The 20578-nt window shown below is 40.3% G+C and carries 24 protein-coding genes and 1 tRNA gene; 15 read left to right on the top strand and 10 right to left on the bottom strand.

Going from position 1 to position 20578, the window contains the following annotated elements:
• Positions 1 to 186 precede the first annotated feature (186 nt).
• Both NEE14_RS05090 and NEE14_RS05085 read left to right on the top strand, forming a co-directional pair.
• Positions 187 to 1908 carry a tetratricopeptide repeat protein gene (locus NEE14_RS05090; protein ID WP_251966918.1) on the top strand — a complete coding sequence of 574 codons (1722 nt, stop codon included), beginning with the start codon at positions 187 to 189 and terminating at the stop codon, positions 1906 to 1908.
• Between the two features lie 170 nt (positions 1909 to 2078).
• On the top strand, positions 2079 to 2801 hold the full coding sequence (locus NEE14_RS05085) for an outer membrane beta-barrel protein (protein ID WP_251966823.1): 723 nt from the start codon (positions 2079 to 2081) through the stop codon (positions 2799 to 2801).
• 38 nt (positions 2802 to 2839) lie between these two features.
• Here NEE14_RS05085 and NEE14_RS05080 read toward each other — a convergent pair whose 3' ends face one another.
• Positions 2840 to 3061, bottom strand: a complete 222-nt coding sequence (locus NEE14_RS05080; RefSeq protein ID WP_251966822.1) for a hypothetical protein — start codon at positions 3059 to 3061, stop codon at positions 2840 to 2842.
• Positions 3062 to 3199: 138 nt separating this feature from the next.
• Between NEE14_RS05080 and NEE14_RS05075 the strand changes: the two genes are divergently transcribed.
• From NEE14_RS05075 to NEE14_RS05060, 4 genes are read left to right on the top strand one after another with little or no spacing between them, the layout of a single operon-like run.
• Positions 3200 to 4189 (top strand): PhoH family protein, encoded by a 990-nt coding sequence (locus NEE14_RS05075; protein WP_243324267.1) that lies wholly within the window; start codon positions 3200 to 3202, stop codon positions 4187 to 4189.
• A gap of 3 nt (positions 4190 to 4192) precedes the next feature.
• On the top strand, positions 4193 to 5143 hold the full coding sequence (locus NEE14_RS05070) for a phosphoribosylaminoimidazolesuccinocarboxamide synthase (protein ID WP_251966821.1): 951 nt from the start codon (positions 4193 to 4195) through the stop codon (positions 5141 to 5143).
• A gap of 12 nt (positions 5144 to 5155) precedes the next feature.
• Positions 5156 to 5896, top strand: coding sequence for a bifunctional demethylmenaquinone methyltransferase/2-methoxy-6-polyprenyl-1,4-benzoquinol methylase UbiE (gene ubiE, locus NEE14_RS05065; RefSeq protein WP_251966820.1), 741 nt, complete (start codon positions 5156 to 5158; stop codon positions 5894 to 5896).
• Between the two features lie 13 nt (positions 5897 to 5909).
• Complete coding sequence (locus NEE14_RS05060; protein WP_251966819.1) at positions 5910 to 6653, top strand: shikimate dehydrogenase family protein; 744 nt, start codon at positions 5910 to 5912, stop codon at positions 6651 to 6653.
• Here NEE14_RS05060 and NEE14_RS05055 read toward each other — a convergent pair whose 3' ends face one another.
• The 4 genes from NEE14_RS05055 to NEE14_RS05040 are packed head-to-tail and all read right to left on the bottom strand — an operon-like array spanning position 6654 to position 9711.
• Positions 6654 to 7280: a 4'-phosphopantetheinyl transferase family protein gene (locus NEE14_RS05055; protein WP_251966818.1), complete on the bottom strand. Its 627-nt coding sequence runs from the start codon at positions 7278 to 7280 to the stop codon at positions 6654 to 6656.
• A gap of 2 nt (positions 7281 to 7282) precedes the next feature.
• Positions 7283 to 7870 carry a gliding motility protein GldD gene (locus NEE14_RS05050; RefSeq protein WP_251966817.1) on the bottom strand — a complete coding sequence of 196 codons (588 nt, stop codon included), beginning with the start codon at positions 7868 to 7870 and terminating at the stop codon, positions 7283 to 7285.
• Positions 7848 to 9188: a gliding motility-associated protein GldE gene (gldE, locus tag NEE14_RS05045; RefSeq protein WP_251966816.1), complete on the bottom strand. Its 1341-nt coding sequence runs from the start codon at positions 9186 to 9188 to the stop codon at positions 7848 to 7850. Before gldE ends, NEE14_RS05050 begins: the two co-directional genes overlap by 23 nt.
• A gap of 25 nt (positions 9189 to 9213) precedes the next feature.
• The gene (locus NEE14_RS05040) at positions 9214 to 9711 is read right to left on the bottom strand and encodes a single-stranded DNA-binding protein (RefSeq protein ID WP_251966815.1); all 498 of its coding nucleotides are present in this window, start codon (positions 9709 to 9711) and stop codon (positions 9214 to 9216) included.
• 331 nt (positions 9712 to 10042) lie between these two features.
• On the opposite strand from NEE14_RS05040, the gene NEE14_RS05035 reads away from it, so the two are divergent.
• A tRNA-Pro gene (locus tag NEE14_RS05035) sits at positions 10043 to 10117 on the top strand.
• A gap of 21 nt (positions 10118 to 10138) precedes the next feature.
• Here NEE14_RS05035 and NEE14_RS05030 read toward each other — a convergent pair.
• A complete protein-coding gene (locus NEE14_RS05030) occupies positions 10139 to 10300 on the bottom strand; it encodes a hypothetical protein (RefSeq protein ID WP_338578842.1) in 162 nt (53 codons plus the stop codon).
• Positions 10301 to 10369: 69 nt separating this feature from the next.
• Here NEE14_RS05030 and NEE14_RS05025 point away from each other — a divergent pair, with 69 nt between their 5' ends.
• Entirely contained in the window at positions 10370 to 10678 is a 309-nt protein-coding gene (locus NEE14_RS05025; RefSeq protein ID WP_251966814.1) for a helix-turn-helix domain-containing protein, read from the top strand.
• 356 nt (positions 10679 to 11034) lie between these two features.
• On the opposite strand, the gene NEE14_RS05020 is transcribed toward NEE14_RS05025, so the two are convergent.
• A complete protein-coding gene (locus NEE14_RS05020; protein WP_072542224.1) occupies positions 11035 to 11328 on the bottom strand; it encodes a helix-turn-helix domain-containing protein in 294 nt (97 codons plus the stop codon).
• The gene (locus tag NEE14_RS05015) at positions 11325 to 11606 is read right to left on the bottom strand and encodes a helix-turn-helix domain-containing protein (RefSeq protein WP_004326371.1); all 282 of its coding nucleotides are present in this window, start codon (positions 11604 to 11606) and stop codon (positions 11325 to 11327) included. The genes NEE14_RS05020 and NEE14_RS05015 overlap by 4 nt, the downstream gene beginning before the upstream one ends.
• A gap of 318 nt (positions 11607 to 11924) precedes the next feature.
• Here NEE14_RS05015 and NEE14_RS05010 point away from each other — a divergent pair, with 318 nt between their 5' ends.
• Positions 11925 to 12230: a helix-turn-helix domain-containing protein gene (locus tag NEE14_RS05010; protein WP_251966813.1), complete on the top strand. Its 306-nt coding sequence runs from the start codon at positions 11925 to 11927 to the stop codon at positions 12228 to 12230.
• Between the two features lie 54 nt (positions 12231 to 12284).
• On the opposite strand, the gene NEE14_RS05005 is transcribed toward NEE14_RS05010, so the two are convergent.
• Complete coding sequence (locus tag NEE14_RS05005; RefSeq protein ID WP_251966917.1) at positions 12285 to 13058, bottom strand: PRTRC system ThiF family protein; 774 nt, start codon at positions 13056 to 13058, stop codon at positions 12285 to 12287.
• 308 nt (positions 13059 to 13366) lie between these two features.
• Here NEE14_RS05005 and nrfH point away from each other — a divergent pair, with 308 nt between their 5' ends.
• The 5 genes from nrfH to NEE14_RS04980 are packed head-to-tail and all read left to right on the top strand — an operon-like array spanning position 13367 to position 18759.
• Positions 13367 to 13927: a cytochrome c nitrite reductase small subunit gene (gene nrfH, locus NEE14_RS05000; RefSeq protein ID WP_072530483.1), complete on the top strand. Its 561-nt coding sequence runs from the start codon at positions 13367 to 13369 to the stop codon at positions 13925 to 13927.
• A gap of 19 nt (positions 13928 to 13946) precedes the next feature.
• Entirely contained in the window at positions 13947 to 15422 is a 1476-nt protein-coding gene (gene nrfA, locus NEE14_RS04995) for an ammonia-forming cytochrome c nitrite reductase (RefSeq protein ID WP_072530484.1), read from the top strand.
• A 5-nt stretch (positions 15423 to 15427) separates the two neighbouring features.
• Positions 15428 to 16651 (top strand): cytochrome c biogenesis protein ResB, encoded by a 1224-nt coding sequence (locus NEE14_RS04990; RefSeq protein WP_072530485.1) that lies wholly within the window; start codon positions 15428 to 15430, stop codon positions 16649 to 16651.
• 16 nt (positions 16652 to 16667) lie between these two features.
• Entirely contained in the window at positions 16668 to 17456 is a 789-nt protein-coding gene (locus NEE14_RS04985) for a cytochrome c biogenesis protein (RefSeq protein WP_072532060.1), read from the top strand.
• 16 nt (positions 17457 to 17472) lie between these two features.
• Positions 17473 to 18759, top strand: coding sequence for an alginate export family protein (locus NEE14_RS04980; protein WP_422394680.1), 1287 nt, complete (start codon positions 17473 to 17475; stop codon positions 18757 to 18759).
• 201 nt (positions 18760 to 18960) lie between these two features.
• On the opposite strand, the gene NEE14_RS04975 is transcribed toward NEE14_RS04980, so the two are convergent.
• A complete protein-coding gene (locus NEE14_RS04975; RefSeq protein ID WP_072532061.1) occupies positions 18961 to 19650 on the bottom strand; it encodes a Crp/Fnr family transcriptional regulator in 690 nt (229 codons plus the stop codon).
• 408 nt (positions 19651 to 20058) lie between these two features.
• On the opposite strand from NEE14_RS04975, the gene NEE14_RS04970 reads away from it, so the two are divergent.
• Positions 20059 to 20574, top strand: coding sequence for a pyridoxamine 5'-phosphate oxidase family protein (locus NEE14_RS04970; RefSeq protein ID WP_251966812.1), 516 nt, complete (start codon positions 20059 to 20061; stop codon positions 20572 to 20574).
• Positions 20575 to 20578: the final 4 nt, after the last annotated feature.

Raw genomic sequence — 20578 nt, 5'->3', positions numbered from 1 at the left:
TTGCGCTAACACCCGACGCACCATTGCGCTAACACTCGACGCAACGTTACGCTAACACCCGACGCACTATTGCGCTAACACTCGACACAACGTTGCGTTTACACTCCAAAAGTTATTTCGAACGATAAAATGTTTTTCAAGTTTTACAAACTAAGATAGATAAAGAAAGTTTCTATCTTTGTGCCCATGAGAATCTTCCTGGCACTTTTAGTCATCACTCTGGGCTGGATCATGCAAGGCTGCACGAATGAAGCTGACCGCAACGCCATCCGGCAAATGGAACAGGCAGCACCTTTGATGCAGTCTGATCCTGAGGCGGCTCATGTCCTGTTGACAGACAGTGTTGCCCATCCGGAATTATTAAGCCCAGAAGTCAATGCCCGATGGTGCCTTATGCTATGCCAACTGGCCGATTCGATTGACACGCCGCTACCCTATGTGCCCCAAATGAAGCGGACATACCGGTATGTGAAACGACACGGCACAGTAGATGAACAACTGCAAACCGCCCTTTATTTAGGCCGTACCTATATGGACGATCTGGATCAGGAAGCTGCCTTGCGGACTTACACCGAAGCCCTGCAACAAAGTATTCTGGAAAACAAGCCGAACCAGTCGGGTTATATCTCCAGTTATATGGGCGATGTGTATCAGTTTCAAGGCATGTACCAGCAGGCTGTCGAGAAATACCTAACGGCTTCCCGTTATTTCCAGCAAGCCGAAAACTATCGAAGCCAAGGTATTGCATATATAGATGCCAGCCGGAATTATACATTACTAGACTCGCTGGATATCGCTTTGAAGTATATGCTACGTGCAGATTCGATGGTGGTTTTGTATGGGGATTCTGTGGATAGGGTAGGCACATTGAACGGATTGGGGAATATTTATAGGGAAAAAGGTGAATATCCAGTTGCTGAATCTTATTTGAAAAGGGCGATTCAGTTGGATTCAACATGTTGGGTTCCCAATAACTTGGCGTTAGCTGACCTTTATTTGGAACAAAGTAATTTAAAAGACGCTCGTAAATGTCTGGAGCGTATTTCTCATTTGTCTTCCGATCAGCATGTTCCTGTTGACTGGTTCTATCTGTCTTTTTTATTGAACAAAGAAGAAGGCAGTTTACAAGGGGCTTTGGATGCTTTAGAGCAATATGTGGATACATCTTATAGTCTTTTAGATGCTCGCAATAAAGTACAAATACAAGGATTGGAAGAAAAGTACGCATACACAAGAGTTCTTTCTGAGAACATGCATCTGCGGGAAGTCCGTTCAAATCAATTCAAACTTTTGCTCATTGCCTTATTGATTATTTTATGTATGGCTTTAGCTTATCGATTATTAATTGTCCGCAAGAATCTGAAAATAGCTCAGCAAGCTGATGAATTGCAGGAGCAGAAAAGTCATTTGCTCGAACAACAAATGGCGTTGGATAGTCTTTCCCGCCAACTAAAAGCTGCCCAACAGGACAATCAGGAAGAGCTACGCCAGAAACAAAGTGAATACGATCAGAAAGCACAAGAAGTGGAAATGCTGAAGCAGCAATATATTCAACAACGGCAATATTTACTACAGGAATCAACTATCTACAAGAAGATACAAAAATCGGTATCTACACCAAATCCCGATCATAAAGAACTATTGACTGACAAAGACTGGAAAGCCCTTTATAAATGTATAGACACGATGTATCCCAGTTTGTCCGAACGTCTGGTTCTGGCCGGTATTACCCCGACCGAAAAGAAATATTGCTACCTGTCGTTTTTCCAACTAGACTCCAAGCAAGAGGCTTTCCTCTTAAACGTAAACATTGATACACCCTATAAAAACCGCACGCGTATCCGCCAGAAGCTGAAAATAACCGGTTCGGAAGAAAAATTGTACGAACATTTAGCCTTATGGGGATAACGCTTTGATAACTAACTGATCTTAACGAAAGAAGAAGAATACGTTGTCCTGCATCTTTCTTTTAACTTCTTGATAATCAAACATACCTTGTCCTGTATAAAAATACAGAAAACTTTGGCTGTATGCGGATAGAATTGTTCTTTTGCCATCGAATTTTAAAACAAAAATGTATGTGTAAGATGAGAGGATTAGTTATTGCGGCATTAGTCGGATTCATGGCCACTTCTATTTATGCTCAAATCCAAATAACACCTGAAGTTGGTACGAGCATCTATAAAGAAGGAAACTCAAAAGAGAAAGCTGCAATTTCTCCGCGGATAGGCGTTGGAGTTGATTATTTCTTCAATCAACAAAAAAGCGGGTGGGGATTAATGTCCGGTCTGTATTTCTATCAAAAAAAGGATGATTATACATTGGTGTGGAGCACCTATCAGAATGAGAAAGGAGACAGATTTGATTTTCCAACGGGTTTATACGATGAGTTGAAACCGACGGATGAGATGACATTAAAGAAAGTAACCTCCGATGATACCTATACACGCCGCGACTATTTACAACTCCCCGTAATGGTTAAATACAAGTGGCAGCTCAACGATACGTATGCCATCTCGGCGGCAGTGGGCGGTTACGTGGCTTTAGGTATAAGCGGTAAACATCAAATTGATGAATATAGTTTCTCGGTCGACGAAAAGAAACAGGATTATCAACACATTCAATACGACTCGCCGTATGAACTGTGGATGTATGACCGTTTTGACGCCGGGCTTAGTTCTCGTCTTTCGGTCCATGCCAAGAATTTGTCAATCAACCTCAACTACGAGATGAATCTGTATCACCGCAATCAGAATGTCCACGAGAATCTGATTTCTCTCACAGCCGGTTATACATTTTAAAGATTGATAAAGAATAAGGTATCTCGTTTGCTGATACCTTATTCTAAATTCTCATATTCTTGTTTGCCCGGTGCCATTGAAAGTTGAATAACCACTAAGTAAGCGAAGGCGGTCTTCGCCCCATTGCGAACGATGTCTTCGCTTAATTGCGAACGGTGTTTTCGCTTAATTGCGCTATGGGTTGACGCAACACTGCGTCTCCTTATAAAAATGCTAATTGCTTCTCTTTCTTCCAAAACTCTTATTTCTTTCTCTGCCATAAATCCTTATCCGAACCACATCGGCGACACTACGGAATATTCCATCCGGAAGCGACTAATTTTGGAAATTTATTTTTAATTTTGCCTATTCAAAAAAGAAAGCAACGTGCATTTCTTTCTAACTAAAATAAAAACTGAATGATTGAACGAATTTATATTCTTGAGACGGTTGATCCGGTCATATTTTATGGTGTGAATAACAGCAATATGCAGCTCATCAAGACGCTGTTTCCCAAACTTCGGATTGTGGCCAGAGGCAACGTGATGAAAGTAATTGGTGATGAAGAGGAATCGGAACTGTTTTTAAAGAAGATTCGTGAAATTGAAAAGTACTGCGAAGAATTCAACTCGCTGAGCGAGGAAGTCATCATCGACATTATTAAGGGAAAAGGACCGACCGTAGTCAAACAGGAAAATCTGATTATCCACGGGATGAATGGCAAACCCATTACCGCACGGACCGAAAACCAGCAACTGCTGGTCAAGGCATTCGAGGAAAACGACCTGGTCTTTGCGACGGGGCCTGCCGGATCGGGAAAAACCTTTGTGGCCATAGCCCTTGCCGTGAAAGCCCTGAAGAATAAGGAAGTGCGCAAGATCATCCTGAGCCGTCCGGCGGTGGAAGCGGGAGAGAAGCTGGGATTCCTGCCCGGAGAGATGAAAGACAAACTCGATCCGTACTTGCAACCGCTCTATGATGCCTTGCAAGATATGATTCCGGCTGTCAAGCTGAAGGAATATATGGAAAACAATGTCATCCAGATTGCCCCTTTGGCTTTTATGCGTGGGCGAACCCTTAATGATGCCGTCATTATCCTGGACGAAGCCCAGAACACGACCACCCATCAGATCAAGATGTTTCTGACACGTCTCGGCATGAATGCCAAGATGATTGTGACGGGCGATATGACACAGATCGATTTGCCGGCCTCGGTTACTTCCGGATTGAAGGAAGCGATGGGCGTGTTGAAGAATGTGCCGGGCATCGGACGGGTAGAATTCAACAAGAAAGATATTGTACGGCACAAGCTGGTACAGCGTATTGTGGAGGCTTACGACAAGTTTGACAAGAGTAAGCTTCGTGCTGCAAAAAAGGATACAAGTCATACAGAAAATAAAATAGATTAAGTTATGAAAACAGCTTTAGTAAAAACAGATTTTCACTTTCCAGGTCAGAAGAGTGTTTATCATGGTAAAGTACGTGATGTGTACAGTGTAGGTGACGATTTACTGGTCATGGTAGCTACCGACCGTATTTCGGCATTCGACGTTATTCTGCCTGAAGGTATTCCGTTCAAGGGACAGATGTTGAACCAGATTGCTGCCAAGTTCCTGGATGCAACAACGGATATTTGCCCGAACTGGAAGTTGGCTACTCCCGATCCGATGGTAACAGTCGGTGTACGTTGCGAAGGATTCCCGGTAGAAATGATTGTCCGTGGTTATTTGTGCGGAAGCGCCTGGCGTGCTTACAAGAGTGGTGTGCGTGAAATCTGCGGCGTAAAGCTTCCGGAAGGCATGCGTGAGAACCAGCGTTTCCCGGAACCGATCATTACCCCGACTACCAAAGCTGAAATCGGAGAGCACGATCAGGATATCTCGAAGGAAGAAATCCTGGCCCGTGGTTTGGCTACACCGGAAGAATATGCTTTGTTGGAAAAATATACTTTGGCTTTATTCAAGAGAGGTAGTGAAATCGCTGAAAAACGCGGCTTGATTCTGGTTGATACCAAATACGAATTCGGTAAGCACAACGGTGAAATCTATCTGATGGACGAAATCCATACACCGGACTCTTCTCGTTACTTCTACCTGGAAGGATACGAAGACCGCTTTGCCAAAGGCGAACCGCAGAAGCAGCTTTCAAAAGAATTCGTTCGTGAATGGTTGATGGATAACGGATTCCAGGGCAAGGCCGGACAGACAGTTCCGGAAATGACTCCTGAAATTGTAGAAGGCATCAGCAATCGTTACATTGAGTTGTATGAACACATTACCGGTGAAACTTTCGTGAAGGAAGATACCGATAACCTGGCTCAGCGTATCGAAAAGAATGTAACTGAATATTTGAACAAACGATAAGAAAATGACGATATGACACAGTACGGTTCGGAAAAGATTTTACCCTACAATCAGGATGAACATAAAGGAGTACAGGTCAGACGTATGTTTGACGCGATCGCCGGAAAATATGATTTGCTGAACCATACATTGTCATTCGGTTTTGATAAAGGGTGGCGCAGAAAGGGGATTCACTTTCTGCGCCCTTATTCACCGAAGCAGATCTTGGATATTGCGACGGGAACTGGGGATTTGGCTATTGCGATGCAGAAACAACTGCACGCAGAAACAATTATCGGTGCAGATATATCGGAAGGTATGATGGAAGTAGGACGGCAGAAGGTGAAAGAGGCCGGCTTGCAAGATCATGTCTCATTCGAATACCAGGATTGCACCGCATTGACATTTGCTGATAATACATTTGATGCAGTGACGGCTGCCTTCGGTGTACGGAACTTCGAGGACATAGAAAAAGGATTGCGGGAAATGTACCGGGTAACGAAACCCGGAGGGCACCTGATGATTCTCGAACTTTCCACACCCGAATCATTGCCGATGAAGCAGCTTTATCAGCTTTATTCGAAGGTGGTCATCCCGACGGTCGGTCGGTTTGTCTCGAAGGAAAAGGCTGCATACGATTATTTACCAGCGTCAATACAAGTAGTTCCGCAAGGTAAGGTAATGACTGATTTGTTAACCAGAGTCGGATACAAAGAGGCGAAAGCGCGTACTTTAACTTTCGGAATATGTTCGTTATACACAGGAACTAAATAATAATAGATTAGTTATGCAGAAGTATGGTTTGATAGGATATCCGTTGGGACATTCTTTTTCCTGCAACTACTTTAACCAGAAGTTTGAATCGGAGAAAATCGATGCCCGATACCTTAATTTCGAAATTCCGACGATTAAGGACTTTAAAGAAGTATTGAAAGAAAATCCGGAACTGAACGGTCTGAATGTGACGATACCTTATAAAGAACAAGTAATACCGTATTTGGATGATCTGGATGAAGACGCCCGTCTGATAGGCGCCGTAAACGTGATCAAGTTTACGAAAGGTCTTTTTGGAAAGACCAAACTGGTGGGTTATAATTCGGATATTATCGGTTTCAAGCAGTCTATTGAACCACTGCTGACAGAAAAGCACACGAAAGCCTTGATTTTGGGAACAGGAGGTGCTTCCAAAGCTGTAGCTCAGGGTTTGAAGCAATTGGGCGTTGGCTCTACTTTCGTTTCTCGTACCAAGAAGGAATATTGCATTACGTATGAAGAGATTACTCCGGAAGTCATGGAGCAGTATAAGGTTATTGTCAATACAACTCCGTTAGGCATGTTTCCGAATGTAGATGCTTGTCCGAATATCCCGTATGAATTACTGACACCGGATCATCTGTTGTATGATTTACTCTATAATCCGGATGAAACCTTGTTCATGCGTAAAGGAAAGGAACAGGGTGCTGTCGTTAAGAATGGTTTGGAGATGCTGCTGCTGCAAGCCTTTGCCGCTTGGGAAATCTGGCAGCGCTGATCAGGAATTCTTTACCCAAGTAATGACGAAATCTTTCTCTACGCGATACTGAAGAACAACGTGCTTGGGCGATTCACTACAGGTATCGAAGGCAATCAGTGTGCCTTGTTCTGCGTAGGAGAAAGGCTGAATATGTAAATGCCGGCAGGAGTCCACTTCCTGCCGGTTTATTATTTTGTATAAGGTCTCTTTCGCACACCAGCAGATAAGCAGATGTTCTGTTTCGTGAGCCGGATCAATGAATAGTTCTTCTTCGGCATTGAGAAACCGGCTTCTGACTTTCCGGACGCGCTCTGACCGGTATTCGATATCAATCCCTGCTATGTGGGTGACATCTGTTAGCATGATGGCAACAAAATCTTTGGTGTGCGAGATACTGATCTGCTTCTTTTCCGTTTCAGATAGGAAAGGAGCTCCGTTCGGATGATGATGAATAATGGCTTCGTGTCCGAGCATTTCTTTCAGCAACAAGCGGGTGGCGAGCCATTCCTTCTGGCGCTGTTCCGCTTTAAGCCGACTGAATTCCAGCTGATACCAGGCTTGGTGCTGGAGGAGATACCACATTTCTTCGGTCGTTTCTTCCATCTTCCAAATGCCAACGGGCGGTACAATTGATAAAACGGACATATCTATTCTTTCCAATTAAAAGTTTCCATCAGGTGCATGACATCCTGAATCAGATATTGGGTAACCGGAGCAATGGAATCGGCTTTTGGTTCGAATGCGTAATACACGGCGCCTCGGAAAAAATGACTGGTGCTGTCTGTCAGATGGAACTGAATAGGAGAGATACAGTCTCCTTTTAAGAGGAACAACGAACCATATACCTGTTTCTCCGGATTTTCGAAGACTTTTTCTTGCATATCCTGGATGCGCTGTTGCCTGTCGACCAGCTTATAACTGTCCTGCAGGAATTGTTCAACAGGTTTTCCTTCCTCGTAACTGCAATAAATCGTGGCATGCAGCTCGGGATACATGAGGTTCATCCATCCTTTTCTTTCCTTCAGGGCAGTTGAATCAACCTTCGCTTCTTGGGAACACTCGAAAGAATAGGGCAGGTCTGGCATTTCCAACGGCGTATAAACTGCCTTTTGCGGTTCAATCCGAAAATATCCCCGTGGCTTTGGGCTGTAGTTGGTACAACCGGCCAGCAAAATCAAAGATAAATACAGTCCTGCGGCCGTTACCGCGCTCTTATTTCTCTTCTTCTTTGCCATCTTCTGCCGGATTGATCAGGTTGAATTTTACTTTCAGAATGCGGCGATTGTCCATCTCCAATATTTGGAAACGATAGTTCTTGTATTCAATAACTTCCCGCCGACGTGGAAAGTCTCCTTTGATTTCAAGCAGTAATCCAGCCAAAGTCTCCACTTCTTCAGTGATCTTTTCGAAGTCGGCCGGATCCGTATCAGTAGCCCGGAAGAAATCCGTAAGCTGGATTTTTGCTTCAAAGATATAACTGCCGTCGGCCAGTCGGATGTACTGTTTTTCATCCTCATCATATTCGTCTGAAATTTCACCGACAATTTCTTCCAGAATATCTTCCATGGTTACGATACCCGAAGTACCTCCAAACTCATCCACTACGATGGCCATGTGTATTTTATTGGTCCGGAACTCTTCCAGCAGGTCGTCAATCTTTTTCGTCTCGGGCACAAAGTAGGCCGGTCTGATCAGACTTTGCCACCGGAAGGTTTCAGGCTTTTCCAGATAGGGCAGGAGGTCTTTGATGTACAAGATACCTTTGATATTGTCTTCCGTTCCGGAATAAACCGGAATACGTGAATAACCGCATTTGATAATCGTATCGATGACTTCCTTGAAATTGGCCTTGATATCGAGATCTTCCATGTCCAGGCGCGAAGTCATGATCTCATCGGCAGTCTTGTTATAGAACTTGATGATTTCAGCCAGCATCTCTTTTTCTTCCGGAATAGCTTTGGAAGTCAGTTCAAGAGCTTTGCTTAATTCGTCTACCGAAATATCATATTTCTTTTTGCCTAATGATTTGTTGATAGTAGAAGTTGAATGAACCAGTAATGCAGCCAGAGGTTTACAGAACTTGCGAAGAGTCAGCAAGGTAGGAGCAGCCTTATGGATGAAAGACAAGGCATTTTGCTTTGCGTATATTTTAGGCATGATCTCCCCGAATAGCAGCAAGAGAAATGTCAGGACAATTGTTTCCAAGATAAATCCAAGCATGGGTACATTCGAGAAGTCCAGCCATTCATTAATACCATACGTACATAACATGACAATGGCCACGTTGACAAAATTATTGGCTATCAGGATGGTCGCCAACAGATACTCGGATTTGTTGAGTAAATCGAGGATTACGGAATCAGAAGGATGATTTCCTTCTTTGATCCGGTTGATGTCGTTGGGTTCTAAGGAGAAAAAAGCAACTTCGGAGGCCGAAATGAAGCCAGAGGCAAATAAAAGTAATATTGCCAGTGCCAGGGCAATGGCAGGACCTGTTGTCAAATCCTGCACATTCACCTGGCGGAATAATTCTGATATATAATCTGAGTCCAAGGAATACAGTTTTAGTTAAACATGATCAAAATGGCAGGTCATCCGCTTCATTTGATTCTGAAAAAGGTGCAGTGGGCGACTGAAGTGTCGTTCCTCCTTGCTGATAACCGGTGTTAGGTTGTACGGGTTGAGTCATATTGTTTCCCGTATTGGTACTTGCCTGCGTTGTTGATGAATCGGCAGGACGCGAACCATTGTTGTAAAACTCAATACGATCAGCATGGATTTCGGTTACATAGCGCTTGATGCCATTCTGGTCATCATAGTTTCTTGTCCGTATTTTCCCTTCTACGTAAAGACCGGAGCCTTTTTTTACCCATTTTTCAACGAAAGAGACTAAATCTCTTCTTACTACGATATTGTGCCACTCCGTACGTTCAGGAATAACAGTTCCATTAGCTAAGGTGTATCCTCTTTCAGAGGTGGCGAGTGGGAAGCTGGCTATGGCAGCACCGCTGTCGAAGTAACGGACATCCGGATCTTTTCCCACATTTCCGATAAGAATAACTTTGTTTAAAGACATATTGTTACTTTAGATTTAATGAATGTACAAAGAAACACAAATTTGGTTAGTTTGACAAATCTAACGAATGAAAAACACAGCCCTTTTCTTGAAGAAAGTGCTACTTCTATTATGGAAAGACGGAGTAAGCCGGTAGCTGTGATATCACTTGAAATTAGAAGATAGTTTTCCATGAAAATAAATATATTTTTTATTCTTCTGATTTATAGATTATTACTAAGAATGATAGAAAGTATTTCAAAAAAAGTTGGTCAAAAGTTTGGAGGTTCAAAAATAAGTCGTACCTTTGCATCGCAATTGAGAAACAAACAAACACTCAATGAAAGCAAAACGGGGTGTAGCGCAGTCCGGTTAGCGCACCTGCTTTGGGAGCAGGGGGTCCCAGGTTCGAATCCTGGTACCCCGACTTATAAGGCTCAACTATTAATTAGTTGGGCCTTTTCTCTTCCAGGAAAATGACAATGTCGGTACTACTTTCCTTTATATCTGAGATGATGAAATAATCCAATGTCCCTTCCGGAAGAAGGAAACGATAACCGTTGGTTTCCATAACTGATAATGATTTGATTTTATCGAATTTACCCCTCATATTTTTACGTTGATCCAAAAACGCCCGAGAATGAAATAGAGAAAGCGTTAAATCTAAAAAAAGAGTATTATGCAAGCAAATCCAGATGTACATAGTATGGATGCCGTATTGGATAAATTGTATGGCGAAGTCGGATCTCCTGAGCGTGAAGCATTCCGCCAAGAAGCATATTCTTATTGCATAGGGCAACTTATACAGGAAGCCCGCAAACAAGAAAAAATAACCCAAAGTGAGCTGGCTAAAAGGGTAGGAACGAATAAGTCTTATATCTCAAAAATAATGAATGGCACTGTAGAGCCAGGAGTTAATTTGTTCCTTCGTATTGTTAATGCTCTTGGCCTTAAGTTTGACATAGTAAAGCCAATCGTCCAGATGTGATAAAATTTTGATTTTGTCAGGGGTACGAATAAGCCACTATTTTTTGTCTGTCAGTGACCTTTTCGTGGCAGTTAGGGTAGCCAAAAGGTAATAAAAAAAGTCCTACAAAATATTGATTTTGTAGGACTTGTCTTTTTGTTGTCGCCTTTTGGCTTTTCTTCTGGTGATCCGCTTGGGGGCGGAACCTTATATTTTTTTATCGCTAATAATCAGTTACTTATCTTGCTGTTTATCATTTAGTCCACCTATTTCACCTCGATTGAACTTCTTTGTTCTGCACTGATATACAACTCTTTGTCAGTACTGCAAAGATACGGATTTTTGCTTTGAAAATCAACGAAAATTCCAAGAAATGTTTAACGGAATGCTTCCTGTCTGTTTTTCTCAAGAAGTTCTTCTATATCAGATTCCCGATATAAAATTTTACCTCCAATCTGATAATAGGATAAGATTCCATTATTTCTATATTCTTGTAAAGTGCGTCTTGATACTTTAAGGTAATTTGCCAATTCTGCATCATTCATATATCTATGCCCATTAAGTGTTGGGTTGTTGCTCTTCAGAATATTTTCGAGTCTTGTTAGCGTATCTTTTAACCTATTGTATATCTGAATAACTTGCTCATTATCTTGGGTAATTACTTTGCTCATAATTTTCTGTTGTGTTTTTCAATGAACTTCTGAATATCTTCTTTTTTATAATAAATCTTTTTTCCAATTTGAGAATAAGAGATTTGGTCTGTATCTCTAAGATTCTGTAATGTTCTGGGAGAAATTTTGAGAATCAGACAAACTTCTTGGTTATCCAACCATTCCCCTATTGTTTTCTGCGAAGAAGCTGTTATCAATTTATCAATGGTATCAAGGAAGTTTTCAATTTCCTTTAATGTCTTTTCATATGTAGCTGTTTCAATTCCAATGATTTCCATATCCAAAAAAGTTGAGTTTGTACAAATGTATTTTGAATATGTATATGATACAAAATGTTGTCATTAGGTGTCGTCAGGTAGCATCAGATGTCATTGTTGGTGCCTGTGTTAACCGGTTTCCAATTCTTTATTATATAGTTTACACTTTTAGTTTATACTAAATATTAAGTAATGAATTTTATGCACCTGATTATCAGCGGTTAGCAAACTTATTAATCTTTATCTCAGATTTAGGCATACTATTTTCACTACTATAAGTATATACTCTTGAGTGCGCACGAAAAGAGTATCGATTTATTCACTTATAATATTGGAATTATGTCATATATAGATAATGAGATACTCGAAAGACTGATAGGAACCATGGTAGAGGGATTTGCCCGCATTGAAAAGAAACTGGATCAGATGAACCGTCTGAAAGAATGTATGAATGGGGATAAACTGCTTGATAATGTGGATCTGGCAGAACTCCTTGGTGTGTCACAAAGAACTCTGGCACGTTACAGGCAAGAGGGCAAGATTAAATATTACTCGGTTGAAAAGAACGGGAAATCATTCTATCTCGCCTCAGAGATACAGAGTTTCCTGCTCCAGCGTGGTAAGAACGTAGTAAATAGCAAGTAGCTAATGGAATAAGTGGCCGTATTCTGATGGAAAGATGATACGGTCACTTATGCATTATACCGGGATTGAGGTCACTTTCAATGTATCCAGATTGACATAGGCACCGCGATACAGTGTCTTTCCTTCCTTGAACATTCTCCATAAAATGTCACATCCGATATGTGCCAGTGTAGAGTTAATGAACAAATCCTGTTTTTCCAGGGCTTCCGCCAGAGAACAGCTTGGTCCTGATTCTTTTTCCTTGATTTTTGCATAGTCCACTTCCTCGGTGATGACATTCATTTTAGGCATAGGAATATATTCCTGTGAAGAAGGTTGGAGAACTTTCTCACGTACTGTTCCGATGATGACCTGTCCTTTTGTCTGGCTGTTCCCGAAATCCATCCAATATATGGGAGCCGAATGGTCACTGAAGTTTTCTTTGCGGACTTTCTTCAGGAACTTCCAAAGCGTAAGACGTGAACGTATATTGTCCGTACAGGTAATGATGATATTTGCTGTGCTGTCTTCAGAAAAATTCCTGGTAGGAAAACATTGCGGTTCTGCAGTCCATGCGTATCCGAAGAAACGGTTGATGCGTGTGACAAGTGATACGGCCTTGTTCAGTCCCAGTTCCGTCTCGCTGAAAAGCTGGCGTCCTATATTGGCCTGGCTTACTGTGTCGGGATCGAATACGGTGACATGCAGTCCGGGATGGCCCAATGCTTGAAGTGCCATACTCATGCTTGCCAGATTGGTTATCACTTGTGAGCCGGTACCTCCGGCTCCGATGACGAATACCGTTACCGGATGATGCGGATTGAGCAGATAGCGGTCGGTAAAATGTATTGGTTAAAATTATAGTGTTATATAACGATAGCCTCCTTTTGATTATACGGCTAGCATCATGTTGCTTGTAGTTAATTCCTATAATCTTCATTTTAATTTTAATCAGTTTACTACCACATTTTTTCAGATGAATTTTCAAGGCGATAGTCATAAAGAAAATTCTCCTTAAGAAAGGAACAAATACGATTATAAAGCAGTATTGGAATTTATCTTTAATGGAATAGATAACTTAAAAAATAATGCAAGTGTCATATTTCTTACACTGATTATTTCGATAAAATGTTTTTTTTGCAAAAAAATGTATATATATGATATTATCTAAAAGGCAGAAAATAATAACAGCCATCATGGCTGGAACTATAGTAGGAGGTGGATTATTTTTCCTTTATATGTTGAGGGCGCATACTTATCTTACTGATGAACCTTCAGCTTGTGTGAATTGTCATATTATGTCCCCTTATTACGCTACATGGATGCACAGTTCTCATTCAATAAATGCTACTTGTAATGATTGTCACGTTCCTCATGAGAACTTTGTAAAGAAATGGACTTTTAAGGGAATGGATGGAATGAAGCATGTTGCAGCTTTTCTGACAAGTTCTGAACCACAGGTCATACAGGCACATCCTGCAAGCTCACAAGTAATAATGAATAACTGTATACGATGCCACCAGCAACTTAATACTGAATTTGTGGAAACAGGACGTATAGACTATATGATGTCTGAAGTTGGAAAAGGGAAAGCATGTTGGGATTGCCATAGGGAGGTACCTCATGGAGGTAAAAACAGTCTCTCTTCCACTCCCAATGCGATAGTTCCACTACCTGAATCACCCGTACCGGAATGGCTTAAGAAAATGAAGAAATAATAAAATAAAACTATAGTATATGAACAATAATTTTAAATCTTGGCATGGATGGTTGTTGTTTGGTGTTTCAATGACCGTTGTTTTTTGTTTGGGACTTGCTGTTTCTGCATTGTCTGAACGCAGGGCAGAAGTGGTAAGCATATTTAATAACAGAAAAAATCCTATGAAGGGTATTGTACCTCAGAATGAGAAGTTCCAGAGTGATTTCCCGAGAGAATATCAGACTTGGACAGAAACTGCCAATACTGATTTTCAGAGTGAATTTAATGGAAACGTAATGGTTGACGTCCTAGAACAACGTCCTGAAATGGTCATTCTTTGGGCTGGTTATGCTTTCTCAAAGGACTATTCTACACCGCGTGGACATATGCATGCAATAGAGGATATACGAGCAACATTACGTACTGGTTCTCCGGAAAACGAAAATGACGGTCCCCAGCCTTCTACATGCTGGACATGCAAGAGTCCTGATGTCCCACGTATGATGCAGGAAATAGGTGTTGATTCATTCTATAATAATAAGTGGGCTGCTTTTGGCTCTGAGATTGTAAATCCTATAGGATGTTCAGACTGTCACGATGCAGAGACTATGGATCTTCATATAAGCCGTCCGGCTTTGATTGAAGCATTTGCACGTCAGGGAAAAGATATAACAAAGGCAACACCGCAGGAAATGCGTTCTTTGGTCTGTGCGCAGTGCCATGTGGAATATTACTTCAAAGGGGATGGAAAATATCTGACATTTCCTTGGGACAAGGGTATGACAGTGGAAACAATAGAACAATATTATGATGAGAACAATTTCTCTGACTATACACATGCCTTAAGCCGTGCTCCTATTATCAAGGCACAACATCCTGATTATGAAATATCCCAGATGGGAATTCATGGACAGCGTGGGGTATCATGTGCAGACTGCCACATGCCGTATAAGAGTGAAGGTGGTATGAAGTTCAGTGACCATCATATCCAGAGCCCTCTTGCCATGATAGACCGTACATGTCAGGTTTGCCACCGTGAAAGTGAGGAAACTTTGCGTAATAATGTTTATGAACGTCAGCGTAAGGCTAATGAAATAAGAAACCGTCTGGAAGAAGAACTGGCTTCTGCACATATTGAAGCCAAATTTGCATGGGACAAGGGAGCTACGGATAATGAAATGAAGCCTGTTCTAAAGCTTCTTCGCGAGGCACAGTGGAGATGGGACTTTGGAGTAGCATCACACGGAGCAGCATTTCATGCGCCTCAGGAAATACAGAGAATCCTTTCGCATGGACTTGACAGAGCCTTACAAGCGAGATTGTCTATTTCCAGGATATTGGCAAAGCATGGATATACGGACAATGTACCTATGCCTGATATTTCAACCAAGGAAAAGGCTCAGAAATTTATCGGATTGGATATTCCAGCAGAGAAAGCTGCAAAGGAGCGTTTTATGAATAAGACTGTACCAGGTTGGTTGAAAGAGGCAAAGTCTAACGGACGTATTATTTGATATTTATGTGGAAGAATACTTGGGGAGTAAAAGAAGGAATAATGACCTGTGGCGGATTGATAGCCATAGGTCTTATTTTGCATCTATTTACGGGGGCTGTTGACTGGAGCAGTTTTGCTTGGCCACTTAATATCTGTATTTTAACAGTGTATGTAGTGGTTTTGATAATGCTTTATATTTTAAGGAAAAAGCTATATTTTGTTCGTTGGACAATGTCGTATAATGCAGCTGTACCATCATTGATAGCAGTTGTATTTCTGACATTCCTTATGGGGATGATAAAACAGATGCCGTCTTCTGTTTCTTCGGACGGATTTTCCATATTTAACAGTATGCTTTCTTTTTGGCCTTTCATTCTGGTTTATATTTGGATGACTTCAATAGTGGGGCTAGTTTCTATAAAATATTTGTTCTCATTTCGTGTTGCCAGAATACCATTTCTGCTAAATCATTTAGGGTTGTTTATAGCTTTGGTTTCAGCTACTTTGGGAAGTGCTGACATGAAGAGGCTGACTATGAATACCCGTATTGGTCAGACTGAATGGCGTGCTACAGACATTAACGGGAATTTACATGAATTGCCGTTAGCCATAGAACTAAAGGACTTCAGTATAGACGAATACCCACCGAAACTGATGCTGATAGATAATTCTACAGGAAAGGCTTTACCATATGATAAACCTGAACACCTTTTGCTGGAAGATGGGGTAAATTCAGGTAAGCTGTCAGAGTGGAAGTTTGAAATATTGGACAGAATAGAAATGGCTGCATCAGTATCAGGAGAAGATACTGTAAGGTATGTTGAATGGCCAAGTACCGGAGCCACTTATGCTGTAAACGTGAAGGCTGTTTCCTGTGATGGGAAACGAACTGCAAGTGGTTGGGTAAGCTGTGGAAGTTTTCTGTTCCCATATCAGGCTCTTCGCCTTGATAGTATTTGCAGTCTGGTAATGCCGGATAGAGAACCCAGACGTTTCTCTTCAGATGTAGTTATATATACAGAAAGCGGAAAAAAACAGGAAAAAACAATAGAAGTAAACAAACCTGCAGATATAGAAAACTGGAAGATTTATCAGTTGAGTTATGATGAAAGCAAAGGACGTTGGAGTGATATAAGTGTTTTTGAACTGGTTTTAGATCCTTGGCTTCCGGCTGTTTATGTAGGAATTATAATGATGATGTTTGGTGCTGTGTGTATGTTTGTCACTGCCCAAAAGAAAAATAATTAGAAAATAGGGAAATATGATGAGTTGGGACTGGTTTATATATTTTGCCATAGCGTCTGTATTGTTCTGGATTATAGGTTCATGGAATGCTTTTAAAGAATTCAAAATACGAGCATGTACATTTACTTTTATAGGACTTCTTGTCTTTGGAACATTTATAGTCTTGTTGTGGTATTCATTGGAGAGACCTCCTTTGCGCACAATGGGAGAGACCCGTCTGTGGTATTCTTTTTTCCTGCCATTTGCTGGGTTGATTACCTATATGAGATGGAGGTATAAATGGATACTTGGATTCAGTACTATACTGTCTGTAGTATTCATTTGTGTAAACATTCTTAAACCTGAAATTCACAATAAGGCTTTGATGCCTGCGTTGCAAAGCCCATGGTTTGCTCCTCATGTCATTATATACATGTTTGCTTATGCTATGCTTGGGGCTTCGGCCATAATGGGAATTTATCTTTTATGGATAAAGAAAAATCAAGGCGATGTCAAAGAAATGGCCTTGTGTGATAACCTGGTATATGTCGGATTGTCATTCATGACTCTAGGTATGTTGACCGGAGCATTATGGGCAAAGGAAGCATGGGGACATTACTGGTCATGGGACCCAAAAGAAACATGGGCTGCAGTTACATGGTTTTCATATCTCACATATATACATATGAGGATAGGAATGCATAATAAACGGAAAGCATCCTTGTATGTTTTACTGTTATCGTTTGTGTTTCTGCAGATGTGCTGGTGGGGAATAAATTATTTGCCGTCTGCACAAGGTAGCAGTATACATACTTATAATATGAACTGATTAAACCTTATGATTTATGAGAAGAAGAAACTTATCTATGTTGATAGCATTCTTATTTATAGGAAATGTATCAATCTCTTATGCCCAGGAAGAAAATAACGAAAAAGACAAATTTTTTGTTTCGGCCCAGATTCGTACAAGAGGTGAATACCGTAATGGAGCATTGTATCCGCGTAATGAAAGTGATTTGCCGTCCGGTTTTATAAATGAACGTGCCAGACTTTCATTGGGATATGAACGTCAACGCCTTTCTCTGAAATTCTCTGCTCAGCATGTAGGTGTATGGGGACAGGATGCCTTGGTGGATAAGAACGGCCGTTTCATATTGAATGAAGCATGGGCTGCATTTGAATTTAATGATTATTGGTTTATGCAGTTGGGAAGACAGGCTCTTTCGTATGACGATGAGCGTATTCTCGGAGGGTTGGACTGGAATGTAGCCGGACGTTATCACGATGCTCTGAAAATTGGATATAGAAAAAATGGGCATCAGCTTCATGGTATATTTGCATTTAATCAGAATGACGAGAATGTTATAGGAGGAACATTCTATGATAGCAGCAAGACAAAGCTGTATAAGAATATGCAGACTTTATGGTATCATTATGATTTTGCTTCAACCCCTTTACAGTTTTCAATTATGGCAATGAATCTTGGCCAGGAGGGAGGCGATGCTGAGTCAAGAAAATCTGACACTCAATATATGCAGACATTCGGAACATACATTAAATATGCTCCCGGCCAATGGAATTTATCCGGTGCATTTTATTATCAGTTCGGCAAGAATGTATCATCACGTTCAGTATCAGCTTTTATGGGTAGTGCACGTGCTTCATATAATATAAATAAAAGCTGGTCTGTAAATGTTGGAACTGATTACTTGAGTGGAAATGATAAGTCTGACGGAACATATAAGGCTTTCAACCCATTATATGGAACACACCATAAGTTTTATGGGGCAATGGATTATTTCTATGCTTCTGATTTTATTGGAGGTTATAACCCAGGGCTTTCCGATACTCAGATTGGAGTTGGTTATAAGGTGTCTTCTTCAGTATCGATGGGAATGAATTATCATTATTTTGCTACAGCTGTGAAACTTGAAAATCTGGAACGTTCATTAGGATCTGAAATTGATTATCAGCTGGACTGGAAGATAATGAAGGATGTAAGTTTGTCTTTAGGCTATTCTGTAATGTTCGGGACTTCAACAATGGATATTGTAAAAGGAGGTAACCATAACAGCTGGCAAGACTGGGGATGGATATCACTGAATATAAACCCACAAATCTTTTGTAAGTGACGATTCCTGTATGAGTTTTGGTGGTAATTATTCTGAATTCAAGTTTCGATAATAAAATGTATATTAAACAGAACGCTCAATTGAGTAAATTACATATAATTTACTGTAAGTAGAAAATAGAAGACCTGGCAAATAGTCATGAAATAAAAGTAAATGAGCTATTTGTCAGGTCTTCTATTATAATTGAAATTAATCTTGATATTATATGGGCCTTTTAATTTTAGCCAAGTTTAATTCTATGTTACCATTAGGTATTCTTTTTATTAATCCTTCCTTTTCCATTTTATTGAATTCAGTTGATAATGCAGGTCTTGTAACATTCAAATATTCAGCCAGCTGCGTTAAAGTATGAGGCATCTTAATGATATTAGAGTCTTTAGCCTGCTTTTTAAACAGATATACTAGGATACGTTCTCTAATTGTTTTTCTGGATAAAACATCCAAACGTACAGTTGTACATATATTACATTTTCCGGATACACAAAGAAAACTTCTTAAAATATCAGGACATTCACTGATGAGACGGAATGTGGAATCCTTTGTAGCTGTCAGAAGTATAGATTCTTCAATCGTTTTAAATGTTGCGGGGAATCTGTTGTCTTCTTTAAACAAATGAGGAGTTGCAAATGCACGTGGGGCCACAATATTTTCGATTAGAACCTCATTGCCATTTGCATCAATAATATTGACCTCTAATTCTCCTTTTAATAAGATATATAGCCTGGAACAGGCTTCTCCTTGTTCTGCAATTATTTCATTATTTTGAATCTTGAATAAATTAAAATCAAGTTCCTGAATGAGTCTCTTTTTTAATATAGTATTTAAATCACGGAATAGTGGTATTGAGAATAATATATCTTTATAATAGTCATTAAATTCAATTGTCTCCATAATCTTATTCTTTTTGAAAATGTACAAAGTTAGTATTTTCTGCCGACATTATGAAACTTTATCCGGACTAATATCCAATCTGATTATCAGATTACTGAGGATTATGTGAACATAGTGTTTTATTCATAGATGAAGTTTCATGTATGTATATTATATGCTTTTCAAAAGTTTAGATTTGAAATATTCGCTGAATAAAACATACAGTTAAGAATGAAAATGTATTGGATTGATTATTTCATCAGGTATTTTCTCTAATAAATATCAATGGTGTCATTTTTATTACATCGTATTTTTTTCATCTAAGGTAATTTTGTCGTATAGTTATAGAATATTTTATACCTAGGTAATAGAACAGAGGTTGTTCTTACCTGTAATATTAGGCAAATATTTAAGCATATTTAGAACTTTATGAGAAAAGTAAGTAGGGAAATGGACAGCAACTGGGCATTGGAAATAATGCGCAAAGCTCCATATATAACGGTTAGTTTTACAAGACCGGACGGTACTGCATATGGAGTACCATTATCTTTGGCCAGTAATGGTGATGATATTTGGTATTTTCATTGTGCTCCAGAAGGTGATAAACTTGATGCTATAGCAGTAAATCCAGAAGTATGTCTTTCTGCTGTTACAAAATGCCAACCTACGGTTGGTCCTAAAGATGGAACTTTCACTCTTCAGTACCGTTCGGCTATTGCATTTGGAAAAGCTGAGGTTGTTACTGATAATGAAGAAAAGATTTTGGCATTGAGATTAATTAGCCAACGCTTTCTGCCAAAACACATGGACGCTTTTGAGGAAGCAGTTAAAAGAAGCCTTCATCGTACAGCTGTAGTCAAAGTAACCTTGTCGACTCCTCCAACAGGCAAGCGTAAACAATACGATAAGAATGGCGATGAAATGAAGTATGGAAGGATGGAGTAGTAAA

Origin of the sequence: Parabacteroides sp. AD58, assembly GCF_023744375.2 — a bacterium.
GTDB lineage: Bacteria > Bacteroidota > Bacteroidia > Bacteroidales > Tannerellaceae > Parabacteroides > Parabacteroides absconsus.
Note: the sequence above shows the minus strand (reverse complement) of the source record. Positions and strands in the feature narration are given on the sequence as shown.

Coding starts and splice junctions, on each gene's coding strand:
- NEE14_RS05090 (WP_251966918.1), top strand. CDS start 187: ATGAGAATCTTCCTGGCACTTTTAGTCATCACTCTGGGCTGGATCATG.
- NEE14_RS05085 (WP_251966823.1), top strand. CDS start 2,079: ATGTGTAAGATGAGAGGATTAGTTATTGCGGCATTAGTCGGATTCATG.
- NEE14_RS05080 (WP_251966822.1), bottom strand. CDS start 3,061: ATGGCAGAGAAAGAAATAAGAGTTTTGGAAGAAAGAGAAGCAATTAGC.
- NEE14_RS05075 (WP_243324267.1), top strand. CDS start 3,200: ATGATTGAACGAATTTATATTCTTGAGACGGTTGATCCGGTCATATTT.
- NEE14_RS05070 (WP_251966821.1), top strand. CDS start 4,193: ATGAAAACAGCTTTAGTAAAAACAGATTTTCACTTTCCAGGTCAGAAG.
- ubiE (WP_251966820.1), top strand. CDS start 5,156: ATGACACAGTACGGTTCGGAAAAGATTTTACCCTACAATCAGGATGAA.
- NEE14_RS05060 (WP_251966819.1), top strand. CDS start 5,910: ATGCAGAAGTATGGTTTGATAGGATATCCGTTGGGACATTCTTTTTCC.
- NEE14_RS05055 (WP_251966818.1), bottom strand. CDS start 7,280: ATGTCCGTTTTATCAATTGTACCGCCCGTTGGCATTTGGAAGATGGAA.
- NEE14_RS05050 (WP_251966817.1), bottom strand. CDS start 7,870: ATGGCAAAGAAGAAGAGAAATAAGAGCGCGGTAACGGCCGCAGGACTG.
- NEE14_RS05040 (WP_251966815.1), bottom strand. CDS start 9,711: ATGTCTTTAAACAAAGTTATTCTTATCGGAAATGTGGGAAAAGATCCG.
- NEE14_RS05030 (WP_338578842.1), bottom strand. CDS start 10,300: ATGAGGGGTAAATTCGATAAAATCAAATCATTATCAGTTATGGAAACC.
- NEE14_RS05025 (WP_251966814.1), top strand. CDS start 10,370: ATGCAAGCAAATCCAGATGTACATAGTATGGATGCCGTATTGGATAAA.
- NEE14_RS05020 (WP_072542224.1), bottom strand. CDS start 11,328: ATGAGCAAAGTAATTACCCAAGATAATGAGCAAGTTATTCAGATATAC.
- NEE14_RS05015 (WP_004326371.1), bottom strand. CDS start 11,606: ATGGAAATCATTGGAATTGAAACAGCTACATATGAAAAGACATTAAAG.
- NEE14_RS05010 (WP_251966813.1), top strand. CDS start 11,925: ATGTCATATATAGATAATGAGATACTCGAAAGACTGATAGGAACCATG.
- nrfH (WP_072530483.1), top strand. CDS start 13,367: ATGATATTATCTAAAAGGCAGAAAATAATAACAGCCATCATGGCTGGA.
- nrfA (WP_072530484.1), top strand. CDS start 13,947: ATGAACAATAATTTTAAATCTTGGCATGGATGGTTGTTGTTTGGTGTT.
- NEE14_RS04990 (WP_072530485.1), top strand. CDS start 15,428: ATGTGGAAGAATACTTGGGGAGTAAAAGAAGGAATAATGACCTGTGGC.
- NEE14_RS04985 (WP_072532060.1), top strand. CDS start 16,668: ATGAGTTGGGACTGGTTTATATATTTTGCCATAGCGTCTGTATTGTTC.
- NEE14_RS04980 (WP_422394680.1), top strand. CDS start 17,473: ATGAGAAGAAGAAACTTATCTATGTTGATAGCATTCTTATTTATAGGA.
- NEE14_RS04975 (WP_072532061.1), bottom strand. CDS start 19,650: ATGGAGACAATTGAATTTAATGACTATTATAAAGATATATTATTCTCA.
- NEE14_RS04970 (WP_251966812.1), top strand. CDS start 20,059: ATGAGAAAAGTAAGTAGGGAAATGGACAGCAACTGGGCATTGGAAATA.